Genomic DNA, 17043 nt, shown 5'->3' with positions numbered 1-17043 from the left:
CCGCGCCCACGCGGAACGTTTGCGCAATGCCGGCATTCGCGTGGGCACGGAGTGCCCACGCTACGTTATCAGGCGCTGACGCGGAACACGCTGACCGTCTGCGCCAGCTTCGCCGCCTGTTCCTGCATCGCTTCCGACGCCGCCGCCGCTTCCTCGACCAGCGAGGCGTTCTGCTGGGTCACCTGGTCCATCTGGGCGATGGCCTGGTTGATGTGTTCGATGCCCGAACCCTGTTCCTGGGTGGCGCTGCTGATCGCCGCGATCATGCCGCTCACGCGGTTCACGCTGCCGACGATGTCCTGCATGGTGGCGCCGGCTTCCTGCACCAGCTTCGCGCCGTCGCCGACCTTCTCCACCGAGTCGCCGATCAGAAGCTTGATTTCCTTCGCGGCCTGGGCCGAGCGCTGGGCCAGCGAACGCACTTCGCCCGCCACCACGGCAAAACCCCTGCCCTGCTCGCCCGCGCGCGCCGCCTCGACCGCCGCGTTCAGCGCCAGGATATTCGTCTGGAAGGCGATGCCGTCGATCACGCCGATGATGTCGACGATCTTGCTGGACGCCGCCTTGATGTCTTCCATGGTATCGACCACGCGCGCCACCACTTCGCCGCCGCGCCCGGCAACGCCGGCCGCCGATTCGGCCAGCGCGCTGGCCTGGCGCGCATTCTCGGCACTCTGCCTGACGGTGCTGGTCAGCTCCTCCATCGAGGCCGCGGTTTCTTCCAGCGAGCTGGCCTGCTCCTCGGTGCGGCTCGAAAGGTCCAGGTTGCCGCTGGCGATCTGGCTCGAGGCGGTCGCGATCAGGTCGGTGCCGCTGCGCACCTGGGTCACGATGCCGGCCAGGGCGTCGCGCATGGCCTTCATCGCCGCCATCAGGCTGGCATGGTCGCCGGAACGGACCGCCACCTCGGTGCCGAGGTCGCCGCCGGCGATGCGCTGGGCCACCGCGGCCGCATCCGCCGGGTCGCCGCCCAGCGTACGCTCGACGCTGCGGATCAGCAGCAGGACCACGACCGACAGGGCCGTGCCGATGACGGCCAGCCACAGTGCCGATTCGCCCAGCTTCACATAGAAAATGTGGTTGACGTCGTCGATGTACAGGCCGGTCATGATGTTCCAGCCCCAGGGTTTGTAAGCCAGCGTGTAGGTCAGCTTGGGCACCGGCTGCTGCGCGCCCGGCTTGGCCCACAGGTATTCGGTGTAGCCGCCGCCGTCCTTGCCGGCCTGCGTGGCGGCGATCGCGTCGAGGTAGACCTGGCGGCCTTCCGGATCGCGGGTCGCGGCGATCTTCGAGCCGACCAGCGCGGCCTTGATCGGGTGCATCAGCACCTGCTCGCCGTCGAACACGACCAGGTAGCCGGTTTCGCCATAGCGCAGCGCCTGGATGCGGGCCAGCGCCTGCTTCTTCGCCTCCTCTTCCGGCAGGGCGTGGCTGGCCGCCAGCGCGCCGTATTCCCTGGCGATCGAGGCGGCCATCTGGCCGGCGTTGGCCAGCTGGATCTTGCGTTCTTCGAGGCGGACGTCGCGGTTGTGCAGGGTGTCGATGACGAAGACGATGAGCAGGCAGAGCAGGCTCAGCAGCAAGGGGAGGAAGAGTTTCTGGCGGAAGGAGAGTGTCATGATGGATGGCCTGGTAAATTGCCTTACATCAATTTATCGCCAAACCAGTTTGAATCTCGATGGCAAGAGATTAAACACACGCGTTATTTTTGTGTTCAAGATCAAAACGCGTTCATTAAACAACGGTCTCCGGTAGCGCCGCCACAATGCCCGCCGCGCTTGCGGCGGACAATTCAATACTCTACCGCCACTTCCTTCGCCCCCAACTGCAGCTCGAGCGCATACTTCAGCTCGTCCGAAGGCGCCACGCGCCAGCCATCCCCCAGCTGCACCACGCAGGGAATGCCCTGCGGCGCCACACGCAGGCTGACCGGCAGGCCGCCTTCCTGGCGGTAGGGTTGCAGGATCTCCGCCAGCTTGGCCGGATTCACCGTGCACTCGACATCCATCTCCAGCTTGTGGCCGTACTGGATGCGGGCCTCGGCGATGCCGTAGGCCTTCTCGGCGGTGATGCGCAGGCCGCCGTTGAAGCGGTCTTCGGACACCTTGCCGACCACCAGCAGGAACTCGTCTTCGCGGAAGATGTTCTTGTTCGCTTCCAGCAGCTCGTTATAGATCGTCACCTCGACCACGCCGGTCTTGTCGTCCAGCGTCACGATCAGGATCTTGCCGCGCTGGGTCAGCTGGGTGCGCACGCCGGTGATCACGCCGCACAGCATGCGCGGGTCGCGCGAGGGCTCCAGGTCCTTCAGCTTGGTCTTGGCGAAGCGCCGCACCTCGGCCTGGTAAGAGTCGAACATGTGGCCCGACAGGTAGTAGCCGAGCGCGGTCTTCTCTTCCGACAGTTTCTGGCGGTCGGTCCAGGGCGTGGCTTTGACGTATTCCGGCGGGGCCACCAGATCCGAATCGTCGCCGCCGAACAGGCTGACCTGGTTGGCGGCGGCGGCGGCCTGGCCGGCCGCTTCCATCGCGAAGCCGACCGAAGCCAGCAGCACCGCGCGATCGACGCCGAAGCAGTCCATGGCGCCGGCGCGGATCAGCGATTCGATGGTGCGGCGGTTGATCTGCTTGCGGTCCACGCGCATGCAGAAGTCGAACAGGTCCTTGAATTTGCCGCCTTCGTTGCGCGCGGCGATGATCGCTTCGATCGCGCCCTGGCCCGCGCCCTTCACGCCGCCCAGGCCGTAGCGGATGTTCGACACCTGCTTGCCGGTGCTTGATCGCGGCGGGCCTTCCGGGGTGAAGCGGAACTGCGATTCGTTGACGTCCGGCGGCAGGATGGTCAGCTTGCAGACGTCGATCGAATCCTCGACCAGGATCTTGATCTTGTCCGTGTCTTCCATGGCCAGCGACATGTTGGCTGCCATGAACGCGGCGGTGTGGTGGACCTTCAGGTAAGCCGTGTGATACGACAGCAGCGCGTAGGCGGCGGCGTGCGACTTGTTGAAGCCGTAGCCCGCGAACTTTTCCATCAAGTCGAAGATCTCGTCGGCCTTCTCGGTCGACAGGCCGTCCTTGGCGGCGCCGGCGCGGAAGATCGCGCGGTGCTCGGCCATCTCCTCGGCCTTCTTCTTACCCATCGCGCGGCGCAGCATGTCCGCGCCGCCCAGCGAGTAGCCGCCGACGATCTGCGCCATCTGCATCACCTGCTCCTGATAGACCATGATGCCGTAGGTCTCGGACAGGATGGACTCGGTGCGCGGGTCCGGGTAGTCGAACTTTTCGCCGTGCTTGCGTTTGCAGAAGTCCGGGATCAGGTCCATCGGGCCCGGACGGTACAGCGCCACCAGCGCGATGATGTCCTCGAAGCGGTCGGGGCGCGCATCCTTCAGCATGCCCTGCATGCCGCGCGATTCAAGCTGGAACACGGCCACGGTCTTGGCTTCCGTCAGCAGCTTGTACGAAGGCCGGTCGGTCAGCGGCAGCGATTCGAGGTTGAAGTTGGCGTCCTGCGGATCGAGCGCGCGGATGTAGTTCACGGCGCGGTCGAGGATGGTCAGCGTGGTCAGGCCCAGGAAGTCGAACTTGACCAGGCCGGCGGCCTCCACGTCGTCCTTGTCGTACTGCGAAACCACGCCGGCATCGCCGCCCTGGGTGTACAGCGGGCAGAAGTCGGTGAGCTTGCCGGGGGCGATCAGCACGCCGCCGGCGTGCATGCCGATGTTACGGGTGATGCCTTCGACCTGCTGGGCAAGGTCCAGCAGCTGCTTCACTTCTTCCTCGTTCTCGAGGCGTTCCTTGAGCAGCGGTTCCTCTTCGATCGCCTCGGCGATCGACACCGGTTTGCCCGGCTTGAACGGAATCAGCTTCGAGATGCCGTCGCAGAAGTTGTAGCCGAAATCGAGCACGCGGCCGACGTCGCGGATCGCGCCTTTGGCCGCCATGGTACCGAAGGTGGCGATCTGCGAGACCGCGTCGCGGCCGTACAAATCCTTCACGTGCTGGATCACCAGTTCGCGCTTTTCCTGGCAAAAGTCGATGTCGAAGTCGGGCATCGAGACGCGTTCCGGGTTCAGGAAACGTTCGAACAGCAGGTTGTACTTCAGCGGATCGAGGTCGGTGATCTTCAGCGCGTACGCCACCAGCGAACCCGCACCCGAGCCGCGGCCCGGGCCGATCGGCACGCCGTTGTTTTTACCCCACTGGATGAACTCCGCCACGATCAGGAAGTAGCCCGGGAACTTCATCTTGATGATGGTGTTGTTCTCGAACTCCAGGCGCGCCTCGTAGCGCGGACGCTCTTTCTCGCGCACCTCGGGATCGGGGAACAGCTGGATCAGGCGCTCTTCCAGGCCCTTCTTCGTTTCGGCGACCAGGAATTCGTCGATGGTCATGCCCGGGGTCGGGAAGTTCGGCAGCTGCGGTTTGCCCAGCGTCAGGGTCACGTTGCAGCGCTTGGCGATCTCCACCGAATTGGCGAGCGCGCCCGGCAGGTCCTTGAACAGCTCGGCCATCTCGTCCTGGGACTTGAAGCACATGTTCTCGTTGAAGCGGCGCACGCGCTTGGCGTTGGCCAGCATCTCGCCCTCGGCGATGCAGACGCGCGCTTCGTGGGCGATGAACTCTTCCTTCTTGATGAACTGCACCGGGTGGGTCGCCACCACCGGCAGCCCGAGGCGGCCGGCCAGCGCCACCGAATGGCGCACCTGCTGCTCCTGGTTGGGCTGGCCGGCGCGCTGGATCTCGACGTAGAAGTGACCCGGGAACAGCTGCGCCCAGCGCTGGGCGCAAGCTTCGGCCTTGGCGATGTCGCCATTGTCGATGGCCTGGCCGATGTCGCCGAACTGGGCGCCCGACAGCACGATCAGGGCGTTCGATTGCGGCACGTCCGGTTCCAGCGTCGAGACCGAGGTTGCCAGCGCTTCCAGCCACTCGACGCGGATCTCGGCCCTGCCCTTGTATTGATTGGTCAGCCAGGCTTTGGACAGCAGTTCGCACAGCTGCAGGTAGCCGGTCTTGTTCTTGCAGAGGATCAGCAGGCGGAACGGCTTGTCGCGGTTCTCGTCGTTGGTAATCCAGGCGTCGACCCCGACGATGGGCTTGACGCCCTTGCCACGCGCGGCTTTGTAGAAACGAACCAGGGCGAAGGCGTTGGCCAGGTCGGTCACGGCCAGCGCAGGCTGCCCGTCCTTCACGGCGGCCGCCACCAGGTCGTCGATGCGGACCAGGCCGTCGACGATCGAGTATTCGGAATGGACGCGCAGGTGGGTAAAAATCGGGGAAGTCATCCCATCATTTTACCGCCAGCGGCCGGGACATGGGGCCGCTGAGTTTCTTTCCGTTATTTCGACGTGGCAATTTCGCCAAATTCTGTGGTCTTGCCAATTCCATAACGACGGCGCATGCGCAGGAAGGGTTCTTCGATCGTGTTGTAGCTCAGCGTCGCCAGCAGCCAGGTGGCGCCATAGGTAAGCGCGATCATGATGAAGGCATCGATCCAGCCATTGCCGGTGGGCACCACACGCCCGACCTGCACGGCCAGCAGATGCAGCAAGGCCATGTGCAGCAGGTAAAAGGAAAAGCTGACCTTGCCGCCATGGCAGAGCACGCGGTCGAGCAGTGCCGGCAGACGCGGGCCGAATGCCAGCCAGGCCAGGATGAAGGCTGCCCAGCCCGCGCTCTCGAACATCGACCAGAAAATCCAGAACGCCGATTTCGGGGTCGCGCCGAACGGCGCGTAATGATGCAGCGCCGCCATTTCGCACACCACCAGCACGGTGGCGCCCAGCAACAGCAGCGGCCCGAAGGCGGGCGGCACCCTGAAGCTGCGCTGCTGCTGGTAGAGCATGGCGGCCAGCATGCCGATCAGGAACTGGTCGAAGCGGCCCACGAAGGTGCAGAAATACATCAGCGTGCTGTTGGCGTTGACCGTGTAGGCGCTGAGTTTAAAGAATGCCATCAGCACCAGCAGGCTGAGCAGGTAACGCGGTCCGCGCTCCATGGCGAAGCGCGCCAGGAACGGGAACACCATATAGAACAGGAACTCGAGCGAAATCGTCCACGCCGCGCCGGTGACCGGCGTGCCGGAGGTGGGTGCGTGGCCGAGGTTGGTCGCGAACAGATAGAAGATATCCTGCGGCTGGAAGTTGTCGCGTCCGATCGAGGTCGCGATCAGGAAAATGGTCAGGAACAGCGGCACGATGCGCAGCACCCGGTTGCGCAGAAAGTCGCCATAGACGATGGTCTTCTGGTGCAGCACAATCTGCATGAACAGGAAGCCCGACAGCGTGAAGAACAGCCCGACGCCGGTATGCCCCTCGGTGATCAGGGCGGCCCAGGGCGACACCAGCGCCGGCCCGCCAAGCCCGCGGTATTCGAGCTGGAAGTGGAACAGGAAGACGATGGTCGCGGCCAGCCAGCGCAACTGGTCAATGCGCGGGTTGTACTGCAGATTGAGCGATTGCATGATTGGCCGGCAGGGCTTGCTAAGAAAACATGCATTGTAAATGGCAATTGTCCTGGAAGCTACATCGCTGAAGCGACACGCTGACCTGGGCGCGCCCGTGGCTTATAATGTCCGGCTGTCTTCCGCACTCGCCTTCTAATGATCATGCACGTCAATATCGCTGCTTACAAATTCGTCACCCTCGACAACCTCGAAGAGATGCGCCTGCAGTACCAGGCGCAGTGCAACGAACTCGGCCTGAAAGGCACGGTCCTGCTGACGCCGGAAGGCATCAACATGTTCGTGTCGGGTCCGCGCGAACAGATCGACCAGTACCTGGCCTGGGTCCGCAGCGACGCCCGCCTGGCCGACCTGGAGTGGAAGGAAAGCCTGTCGGAAGAACAGTCGCACCGCCGCATGCTGGTTCGCATCAAGAAGGAAATCATCACGATGCGCATGCCGCTGATCAAGCCGGAACTCGGCCGCGCGCCCTCGGTCGATCCGAAGACGCTCAAGCGCTGGCTCGACCAGGGCCACGACGACGACGGCGTACCGGTCGTGATGATGGAAACCCGCAACGCCTTCGAAGTGGACGTCGGCACCTTCGAAAACACGCTCGACTACCGCATCGACAAGTTCAGCGAATTCCCGGAAGTGGTGGCGAAGCACAAGGATGAACTGCAGGGCAAGACCGTGGTGACCTTCTGCACCGGTGGCATCCGTTGCGAGAAAGCCGCCATCCACATGCAGAACATCGGCTACGAGCGCGTGTACCAGCTCGACGGCGGCATCCTGAAGTATTTCGAGGAAGTCGGCGGCGACCACTACAAGGGCGACTGCTTCGTGTTCGACTACCGTACCGCGCTCAACCCGAAGCTGGAGCCGACCGAAACCGTGCAATGCTTCGCCTGCCGCGCAGTGGTCACGCCGCGCCAGCAGCTGGCGCCCGAATACGTGGTCGGCGTGTCCTGCCCGCACTGCGCCCACAAGAGCGCTGCAGCGCCGGAGCAGAACCAGGCCCAGGCCTGACAATGACAAACCGCCGGGCGAACCGGCGGTTTTCTTTTATTTCATTCACGCGGCTTGCGTGAAATAAAATTTCACGTCTAAAACGTGTTCCTGCCTGGACGTGTATCGACTCAGACGTGGAATGCCGGCAGCGGCTCGGCGACCCCGACCAGCGCGGCCGGCGCATCCATACTCACGCCTGCGGCTTTGACCATGTTCTCGATCGTGATGTCGATATTGCCCGGGTCCATGGCCATCGCCGCGGAGGTCAGGTCTTTCACGCTGGCGACATAATCCGATGCCATCTTCAGGCCGGCCGTGGTCGAATAGGCTTTCTGTTCGACTGCCAGGTCCAGGTGGGACGTGAACGAACTCGCGACCGACACCTTGCCGTTATAGGCGACCTTGTCGGTACCCTGGGCGCCGGCGGCGACCTGGGTCACGACGTTATCGATCGTGATGGTCTTTGCGTCGAGCAGCTTGGCCCAGTAATCCACACCCGCAGCTTCGGCAGCACGGCCGAACAGGTGCTCGTACACGGCGCTGACCGTGGCGCGGCTGTCCATGCCGGCGTACATCGCCTTGTATTCGTCCGAGGCGGCAAAGCTCGAGGAAATCTGTTGATAGCCGTTCGGGTGGTTGGCCAGCACATCCACCCAATATGCCAGGCCGGCGACATCCGCCGGGCGGCTGAAATATGCAACGTACAGTTTCTGCACTTCTGTTTCGTTCACGGTCGCCATCATGGCCTCCTTAGGAATAATGTAAAAAAAATATACCGCATCCTCGTTTTTGGAGGCGCACTCAACCGTGCGCGATAGCTCGTAAGTTCTTGAAAGAAAAAGATTTTTTTCGAGAAATCCAGCCTGCATGGGCAGAAGTGTTAAATGACTGACGCAACTCGGCCGTTTTATTGAACGGCGAAAAAAAACCCACTGTTTGCGCAGTGGGTTTTCTTGAAGCGGGGAAAAGTCAGCGGAAGTAAGCCGCCACTTCACGCACGCCCGAGGCATCCAGCGTCCCGGCCGCGGCGCGCAGGCGCAGCAGGCCGATCAGGTAGGTGTAGCGGGCCTGGGCCAGGTCGCGCTGGCTGGTGTACAGCTGCTGCTGGGCATTCAGCAGGTCCAGGTTGATGCGCACGCCACCCTTGATGCTCTGCTCGGTGGCCTTCATCAGCAACTGGCCGGACGCGACGGCTTTTTCCAGCGCCTCGATCTTGTGCACGCTGGACAGCACGGTGTTGTGGGCTTTTCGCAACTCGACCAGGACCTTGTTGGTGCGTGCGTCGAGGTCCGCCTGCGCACGCTCGTAACCGGCGGCCGCCTGGCGGGTGGTCGCGCTGATCGCGCCGCCCTGGTAGATCGGGATGTTCACCTGGACGCCGATGGTGCGGTTGACCGTCGCCTGGTCGTAGGTGTTGATCGATTCCGAATTGCCTTTGCTGTAGGCGGCAATGAAGTCCACGCGCGGATAGTGGCCCGCTTTATTGCGCTGGATGTCCAGGCGCGCATTCTCGACCGCGAGACGGGCTGCCGCCAGCTCGTGGTTGTGCGCGCGCGCCATCTTTTCCCACTCCTCGAAGCTGCCGAACGCGAGCGTGGCAGGGCGGAAGCTCTCGGTCAGCTGGTCCAGCTGGCCCGGGTCCATGCCGATCACGCCGGCCAGGGTGGCGCGCGCCGCGACCGCATTGTCCTTCGCTTCGGTCAATTGGGCCTCGGCGATGTCGAGCCGGGCCTGGGTTTCCAGCATGTCGGTCTTGGTCCCCTCGCCCTTCTCGAACAGGCGATTGTTCACGTGCATCATCTCGAGATACATGTCACGTGCGACTTTCGAGAGCGCCACCTGATCGTCCGCGAACAGCGCGTCCATGTAGGCGCTGGCCACGCGCACGGTCACCTCGTCGGTGCCGGATTCGAACGCGGCCTCGCCCTGCTCTGCGATCACCTTGCCCTGGCGGTAGCGCGCAATGCCATCAAGGTTCAGGATGGGCTGGCGCAGCTGCACGACCGACGAGTGGCTGATGTAGCGCGGGTGCTTGATCGACTGGGCAGTGCCGAGATCGTAGTAGTTCTGCAGCGTCTCGATATCGGCCACGTTACGGCTGGCCGAATAGCTGGCCGAGACGCTGGGCAGCAGGTTCGAACGCCCAAGGATGCGGTTTTCCCTTGCCGATTCGCGCTCGTAATAGTTCATGCGGTACTGCGGGTCATTCTTCAGCGCCGCCTCGTAGGCTTGCTGGAGGCTGATCGCGCCGGCCTGGCCGGCGGCCAACAGCGCCGCCATGCCGGCCGCGAGCGCGAGGCTGCGGCGTTTGATCGTCTTGCTGGCCACGCTCACTCCTCCGCCATCGACGACTTCGCACGGTCGAGCACCGGCTTCAGCAGGTAATTCATCATGGTGCGCTCGCCGGTCTTGACGAACAGCTCCACCGGCATGCCGGGACGGATCGCCAGCTTGTGATGGGCGATCAGCTTCGCGCCTTCCGGCGTGACCTTCACGCGCACCTTGTAGTAGGCGGCGCCGGTGCGCTCGTCGACGGTGCGGTCGGCCGCGACCTGTTCGACTTCGCCCGGAATGTGCGGCGTGCGGTTGGCGTTGAAGGCCGAGAAGATCAGCTCCGTCTTCAGGCCCGGGTGCACGCGGTCGACCAGGTTGACCGGCAGGTTGCCCTCGACCACCAGCGGGTCGTTGGTCGGCACGATGTCCATGATCTTGAAGCCAGGCGGGATCACGCCGCCGGGCGTGAACGCAGCCAGGTTGACGACGGTGCCGTCGGCCGGCGCTTTCACCTCGACATTGGCCAGTTCGAACTTCTGCGCCTGCAGGCGGGCCTGCTGGGCATCGGCTTCCTTCTGCACTTCGGTCAGCTGGGTGCGCACTTCCTTCTGGTAGTCCTGCACGCGCTGGGCCTTGCGCAGGGTGAGCTCGGTCACCTGGCGCTGGGCGCGGCCGATGTTGCCGATGTCTTCCGAGATCGAGCCGTTCAGCTGGGCGTAGGTGCGCTCCAGGTCGAGCAGGCGATTGCGGGCGACATAGCCTTCCTTGGCCAGATCGCGCATGCCGGCCAACTGCTCCTTGAGGATGTCGACCTGTTCCTTCTTGCTCTGGCGCGATTCCTGCAGGCCCTGCACCTGGACCTTGAGACCGGCGATGCTCTCGTCGATGCCGCCCAGTTCGTTCTGCAGCGATGCCTGGCGCGAGGCCAGCAGCGAACGCTGCAGGCTCATGATCTCGGACACGCGCGGATCCTTGCTGTTCTGCTCCAGCTCGGCCGGGAAGACGATGGTATGGCGGCCATCGCGCTCGGCCTGCAGGCGCGCCTCGATCGCACGCGCACTCAGGTACTGGGCATCGGTCATCTCGACCGCCGATTGGGCCAGCACCGGGTTCATGCGCACCAGCACCTGGCCCGCCTTGACGACGTCGCCATCGCGCACCAGGATCTGCTGGATGGTGCCGCCGGTCTGGTGCTGCACGGCTTGGCGGTTCGATTCCTTGGCCACGGTGCCGGCCATCGGCACGCCCTTGTCGAGCGGCGCCAGCAGGGCCCACAGCAGGAAGCCGCCGACGCCCAGCAGGACGATCAGCCAGCCCATGCGCGAGAACGCGCGCGCGTCGGTATTGACTTCGACCGGCGCGACGTCGTGGGAGACGACGTCCTGCGCCTTGTTACTGATCAGCTTCATGAATTACTTTCCTTCTCCGGTGGTGGCACCCGCGGCCTGGGCCTGGGCCTCGGCAGCGGCACGCTGGACGGCAGCCTGGGCGGCCGCAACCTGGGCCTGGGCGGCGGCCTGCGCTTCCGCGGCCTTCTTCGCAGCTTCGTTCAGGGCGGCGAGCACCTGGTTGGTCGGTCCGAACATGTGGACCGCGCCATCGCGCATCAGCAACAGTTTGGTCGTCACCTGCACCGCGCTCGGGCGGTGGCTGATCATGACGATGGTCTTGCCGCGCTGGCGCAGGTCGAGGACCGCAGCCAGCAGGGCCTGCTCGCCGACGTCATCCAGGTTCGAATTCGGCTCATCCAGCACGATCAGCGCCGGATCGTCGTACATCGCACGGGCCAGGCCGATACGCTGCTTCTGGCCGCCGGACAGGCCGGCACCACCGTCGCCCAGCTTGGTGTCATAGCCCTGCGGGAACTGCAGGATCATGTCGTGCACGCCGGCGCGCCTGGCGGCCTGCACCACCTTGTCCGCGTCGACCTCGCCGAAACGCGCGATGTTCTCGCTGATGCTGCCGGCGAACAGTTCAACGTCTTGCGGCAGATAGCCCACGTGCGGGCCTAGCTCGGCCTTGTTCCACTGGTAAATGTCGGCGCCATCCAGACGCACCTTGCCGATCATCGACGGCCAGACGCCCACCAGCAGGCGCGCCAGCGTCGACTTGCCGGAGCCGCTCGGCCCCAGCACGCCCAGCACGTCGCCCGGCGCGATCGCGAACGACACACCCTTCACGATCGGGGTCTTGACGCCCGGCGGCGCGGCTGTCACGTTGTCCAGGGTGAGTGCACCCTGCGGCTTGGGCAGGGCCATGCCGGCTTCGCGCGCCGGATTGGCTTCCAGCAGCGCTTCCAGGCGCTCATAGGCGCTGCGTGCGCCGCTGACGCTCTTCCACACGGCGATCACCTGCTGCACCGGCTGCAGCGTGCGGCCCAGCAGGATCGACGCGGCAATCATCATGCCCGGGGTGATCTTGTTGTCGAGCACCAGCAGCGCACCCAGGCCCAGCACCAGCGACTGCATCGACATCTGCACGAACTTGGTCAGGCCGCTGATGACGCCGGCTTTCTGGCTGGCGCTGGCTTGCAGGCCGAGGAATTTGCCGTGCAGCTTGAACCAGCGTCCCATCAGGTTGGGCAGCATGCCCATCGACTCGATCACCTCGGCATTGCGCAGGTTATTCGTGGCCAGGGTGTTGGCCTGGATCGACATCGAGTTGGCTTCGGCCAGCGGCTCCTTGGTCACGCGTTCGTTGACCACCGCCAGGATGATCAGGAGCACGGTACCCGCCAGGGCGAATAGGCCCAGCACCGGTTCGAACATGAAGATGACGATCAGGTAGATCGGGAACCAGGGTGCGTCGAAGAAGGCAAACAGGGCATTGCCAGTCAAGAACTGACGCAGGTTGGTCAGATCAGCGAGCGACTGGCCGGCGTTGAAACCGGCCTGCTTCAGGTTCTGCTCGAAGGCCGCGGTGTACACGCGCTTGTTGAGCGTCATGTCGAACTGGGCGCCGACGCGCACCAGCACGAAGGAACGGATCAGTTCCAGGCCGCCCATGAACAGGTAGGCGCCGACGATCAGCAGCGTGAGCATCAGCAGCGTGATCTCGTTGCGGCTGCCCAGCACGCGGTCGTAGACCTGCAGCATGTACAGGGACGGTGCCAGCATCAGCAGGTTGATGATGGCGCTGAACACGCCGACCGTGACGAAGGTGCTCTTGAACGAGCGGAGCACGATTTCGATTTCGTTCTTTTTTTCTAAAAGCTTTTTCATAGGCGAAAGACCCATGTTCCCAGGAAAATTGACCGCGCTCATTATCCATCAAAACTGTTCAAAAATGTGACGTGCGTCACAAATTTCGAAGCTCAGTCGCGCGTTGGGTACACAAACACCGTTATCAAAGTAAAAAACCCCGCTGTCTCGCGACAGCGGGGTTTCCGGGTCCAGGCCGGCGAACCGGCCCGGGATCCAGCCTGGATTACGACACGGTGATGATGCCGTTATTCAGGTGAACCTTGGTCACGTCGGTGACGCCGGTCAGGGTGATGGTCACCAGATCGGTGCCGCTGTTCGAACCGTATGCCTTCTGTTCCAGCGTGATGACGGCGTTGCCGTCAGCATTGGTGGTCAGGAAAGCTTCCAGCGCTGCCGGATCACCCTTCGTAATATCGGTCGTGGTGATCAGCTTGCTGTAGGTGTTCTTGCTGTTGATGTACAGCGAGTCGCTACCCAGGAGACCGAAGTTCATGATCGAGGCGCTGGTGGTGCCAGCAACATAGATGTCCGAACCGGCGCTCGCGACTTCAGCCTTGTGGTCTGCGTCCAGGGTGACCGGCATGCCCAGTTTGTTGGCGTCAAACACGCCGTTGGCTGCAGTAACCTGGGTCTTGACGGCCTCCAGTTGCGTTGCGGTCATATTTGCCTTGGCCAGGTCGCTCAGCGCGGTGCTCAGATCGGTAACGGCCTTCTGGGCGGTGGTCAGGCTAGTGGTCGCGTCAGCTTGCGCTTTGATCAGCGGGTTGGCGTTGACTGGATCGGCGTTATCGTCGGCGTACAGCTTGGTTACCAGGGCCTTGAAGTCGCTGGCAGCGGTTTGCGCGTCAGCGGTCGCCTTCAGGTTGGCTGCGGTAGGGTATGCATCCGACACGGCCTTGGCCGAAACGGCTGCAGCGTCCAGACCCTTTTGCTGGGCTTCGATCTGAGCGGCGGTCGCGATGGTGCCCTCAGCCAGCTTCATCTTGCTAGCGATCTCGGCCATGTCGGCCTTGGCAGCGGTGCTCAGGTCCAGCAGATCAACGGTAGCCTTGGCAGTGCCCGCTGTAGTGACAGCGTTCTTGGCGGCAGTGTCGGCGGCTTTCTCGGCGATCAGCGAGTTCAGCAGTGCAGTCACGCCTTTGTTGGTGTCTTCGGTCACGCCGGTTGCCAGCATCAAGCCCTTGTCCTTGTCGTTGACGATCAGGCCGTCAACGGTGTAGACGCCGGCAGCCGGGTTGGCGATCGCGGTCTTGTTCAGGACATTGTAGGCGGCGAGCTTCAGCTGCACGTCGGTTGCAGCCGAAGCAGCGGTTGCCGCGGTGCTCTTGACGTTGGCGTCGGCGGTCTTCTGGGCGGCGATTGCGTCGTTCAGGCCAGCAACTGCAGCCAGCTTGTTGTTCGCGATGGTCAGGTCGCCCTGGGCCTTGGTCACAGCGGCCGCATTGGCGGCCTGCTGGTCAGCCAGCAGGGCAGCGCGCACGCCGGCGGAGGCGCTGGCATAGCTGGTGCCACTGATCTGGTCGTCCAGGGCGGTCATTTTGGTGGTGACGTTGGTGGCGACGCTAGCTTCGGCGATGTCACGGGCAGCTTGATCAGTACCAACTTTATCGGTGCCGGTATTGAACTTGCCGTCGACTTTGCCATCCAGGCCGTCCAGGAAGTTGGTGTAGGCGGTGTCAGCTGCGGCCTTGTTGCTCAGGGCGCTCTGCAGGGTGAACGGGGTACCAGCCAGGTTGACCTTGGCAACGGTGGTCGCCAGCATGACCGGATCGGTTGCGTTGGCGTACGAAGCGTTGTCGGTCACGCCCGACAGGAAGGTCTTGGCTTCAGCGTTGGCCTTGGCGCCCGAGTACGAGTTGGTCTCGCCCAGTGCGGTGGTGAATGCCAGCGAAGCGTTGACCTTGTTGGTGAAGGCGGTCAGGTCCGAACCCTGTGCGCCGGCGGCGACTTGGGTCACGACGTTGTCGATGGTGATGGTCTTGCTGTCCAGCAGGTCAGCCCAGTACTTCTTGCCTGCGTCTTCAGCAGGACGGCCGAAGATGTTCTGGTAAATGGCGTTGACGATGTCGGCGTTCGACATGTTGGCGTAGGCAGCCTTGTATTCCGCCGAGGTGGAGAAGTCAGCCGAGATGGCAGCCATGGTGGTGGCCAGGGCTTTAGCGTCGCCCTTGGTGGCTTCCAGCACGCCTTCGTAGTAAGCCAGGCCCTTGGTGTCAGCCGGACGGTTGAAGTATGCGACGTACAGCTTTTGCAGATCGTTGTAATAGGTGGTTGCCATTTATTGCTCCAGATAGATCGATCGATCGAGTTATTTGTCTCTATTGTTCAGCCGCAGGTAGTCCCTTGCTGTCCAACGGGCCGAATAATGACATGCAGAACATTCAGGCAGATGTGACGGTCATCACAAAACATCAAAACTCGTTCAAAATTAGGACAATTTTTGACATTCTGGACAAGAAATTAATGTTTTTCCTCGCTCTTCCCTCTGAGGATCAATGTAAGCGAAAAATCGGCGTGCGCCGCATGAGGGCAATATGTGTAACAATTGGATAGATTCTTACCACTTGGAAAGCATCCGAAACTCACAGAAACTCACATGCTAGGCGAAAAAAAACCCCGGCACACCGGGGCTTTCCTGTTACCAACTTCCAGTCAACGCTTGAGCCAATAAGTTGCACCGTTGACGGTGCGTAAAGTATCGATCCTGCCGTCGAAAACATACGAGGCGCTGCCGCCGTTCTCGTTGCTCAACGAACCCTTCACGTTCAGGTAACCAGGCCGCTCGAATGCCTGGTCGCCGAACAGCATGCCATCGTTAGCGACCGTGCCGCTGGCACGGAAGGGAAGCGATTCATTGCCAGTAAGCACGTCAAATTTGGTCGTGAAGCTCCGGCTGCCGAAATCCACGTTCAGGGCGCCATTGGCCAGCGTGGCCGGCGCGATCATCCGGACGCCATAGCCGAAGTTGGTATAAACAACGGCCTCGCTGTCGCGCAGAGAGAAGCCGATGCTGCCGTCGGTCGGCGCGACGAATTCCGCGCCTCGCGTGCGCAGCACCACGTAATCGCCGTTCTGCGCGATCACGCTGGCGTTTTCCATTGCCTGGGTCAGATAGACTTTCGGATAATAGGCATCGGACTGCACCCAACGGCCCCATATCAGGCCGCTGGCAGGCTGCGGCGGCGTAGTCGGCAGCTGCGCCACCGGCGGCGGCTCCGGCACCACCGGCACCTCGGGTGCCGGCACGGTCGGCGGCGGCAGCGTGGTCGGCGGCTTGGGCGGCGGCGGCTCGGCGGTCGTCGCCAGCGCCTCGACCTTCTTGATTTCCAGGCTCGGCGTGGCGGTGGCGCTGCCATCGGTCCTGGCGACCGGCTCGTCGTTGCGTGGCGGCGACACCAGGTCGGGCGACAGCGGGCTGCCGCTCAGCAATTGGGGCGCCGCCTGGCCGCGCGTCACCTGCAGCAGCTGGCCGCGCTGCGCCGCCGAGAGTTCGCGGCTGGCCGCGCCCTGGCAGGGGCCGACGCCATCCGGGCTGCAGCCGCCGGCAAAGCCGCTCACCACCACGGCGCCAGTCAGCACCGCCACGCGCGAAGTGTGGTCATCGGTGAACACCGTGAAGTCGGTGCCGCGCACGCCGATCGCGGCGACCGGCGTATTGAAGCGGAAATTCTGGCGCGCCTGTTTGACGGCGTCGCCCGACTTGCTGCGCGCCACGCCGCTCAGGAGTTCGAACTTGACCTGGGTGTTGGCCGGATCGGCCTTGTCGATGCGGTAGGTCGCGATACGCGCCTGGCTGCCCGGACGCAGGATGAACAGGCCGTTGTCTGCCGTCTTTATATAGATGTAGCCGTCGCTGCCGGTGGCCAGCAGCTGGCCTTCCTGCACCGTGGCGCCTTCCACAGCCGGCTGTTCGCCCACGCTGGCCTTGCCCGCGGCGAAAATGATGCGTCCAGCATCGGCCGCGCTGGCGGATGGTCCGGCGCAAGCAGCTGCGATAAAGGTCGTGGCTAGCAGGTAACGCAACATAGTGGTCCTCTCTCTACAGGCGAGCTTAGCGGCGATGCCGTGCGATTGGATGTGACGGCGATCACAATTATAATTGAACGCTTGA

The 17043-nt window shown here is 63.2% G+C and carries 10 protein-coding genes; 1 reads left to right on the top strand and 9 read right to left on the bottom strand.

Going from position 1 to position 17043, the window contains the following annotated elements:
* Nucleotides 1–68: 68 nt before the first annotated feature.
* The 3 genes from NX782_RS26415 to NX782_RS14425 form a co-directional block, all read right to left on the bottom strand.
* On the bottom strand, nt 69–1619 hold the full coding sequence (locus NX782_RS26415) for a methyl-accepting chemotaxis protein (RefSeq protein WP_308632959.1): 1551 nt from the start codon (nt 1617–1619) through the stop codon (nt 69–71).
* 173 nt (nt 1620–1792) lie between these two features.
* The gene (gene dnaE / locus NX782_RS14430) at nt 1793–5287 is read right to left on the bottom strand and encodes a DNA polymerase III subunit alpha (RefSeq protein WP_258846166.1); all 3495 of its coding nucleotides are present in this window, start codon (nt 5285–5287) and stop codon (nt 1793–1795) included.
* A gap of 53 nt (nt 5288–5340) precedes the next feature.
* Nucleotides 5341–6465 carry an acyltransferase family protein gene (locus NX782_RS14425; RefSeq protein WP_258846165.1) on the bottom strand — a complete coding sequence of 375 codons (1125 nt, stop codon included), beginning with the start codon at nt 6463–6465 and terminating at the stop codon, nt 5341–5343.
* A gap of 144 nt (nt 6466–6609) precedes the next feature.
* On the opposite strand from NX782_RS14425, the gene NX782_RS14420 reads away from it, so the two are divergent.
* Nucleotides 6610–7473: a sulfurtransferase gene (locus tag NX782_RS14420; protein ID WP_308632958.1), complete on the top strand. Its 864-nt coding sequence runs from the start codon at nt 6610–6612 to the stop codon at nt 7471–7473.
* Nucleotides 7474–7583: 110 nt separating this feature from the next.
* On the opposite strand, the gene NX782_RS14415 is transcribed toward NX782_RS14420, so the two are convergent.
* The 6 genes from NX782_RS14415 to NX782_RS14390 all read right to left on the bottom strand — a co-directional run bounded on the left by NX782_RS14415 (nt 7584) and on the right by NX782_RS14390 (nt 16958).
* A complete protein-coding gene (locus tag NX782_RS14415) occupies nt 7584–8198 on the bottom strand; it encodes a DUF4214 domain-containing protein (RefSeq protein ID WP_258846163.1) in 615 nt (204 codons plus the stop codon).
* 226 nt (nt 8199–8424) lie between these two features.
* Nucleotides 8425–9783 (bottom strand): TolC family outer membrane protein, encoded by a 1359-nt coding sequence (locus NX782_RS14410; protein ID WP_258846162.1) that lies wholly within the window; start codon nt 9781–9783, stop codon nt 8425–8427.
* A gap of 2 nt (nt 9784–9785) precedes the next feature.
* Nucleotides 9786–11138, bottom strand: coding sequence for an HlyD family type I secretion periplasmic adaptor subunit (locus NX782_RS14405; protein ID WP_258846161.1), 1353 nt, complete (start codon nt 11136–11138; stop codon nt 9786–9788).
* A gap of 3 nt (nt 11139–11141) precedes the next feature.
* On the bottom strand, nt 11142–12950 hold the full coding sequence (locus NX782_RS14400) for a type I secretion system permease/ATPase (protein ID WP_258846160.1): 1809 nt from the start codon (nt 12948–12950) through the stop codon (nt 11142–11144).
* A gap of 205 nt (nt 12951–13155) precedes the next feature.
* The gene (locus NX782_RS14395) at nt 13156–15210 is read right to left on the bottom strand and encodes a DUF4214 domain-containing protein (protein ID WP_258846159.1); all 2055 of its coding nucleotides are present in this window, start codon (nt 15208–15210) and stop codon (nt 13156–13158) included.
* A 374-nt stretch (nt 15211–15584) separates the two neighbouring features.
* Entirely contained in the window at nt 15585–16958 is a 1374-nt protein-coding gene (locus NX782_RS14390; RefSeq protein ID WP_258846158.1) for a FecR family protein, read from the bottom strand.
* Between the last annotated feature and the right edge of the window lie 85 nt (nt 16959–17043).

This window comes from Massilia norwichensis (genome assembly GCF_024753245.1).
Taxonomy (GTDB): Bacteria; Pseudomonadota; Gammaproteobacteria; order Burkholderiales; family Burkholderiaceae_D; genus Telluria; species Telluria norwichensis.
This window is presented reverse-complemented; position numbering and strand designations above follow the sequence as displayed.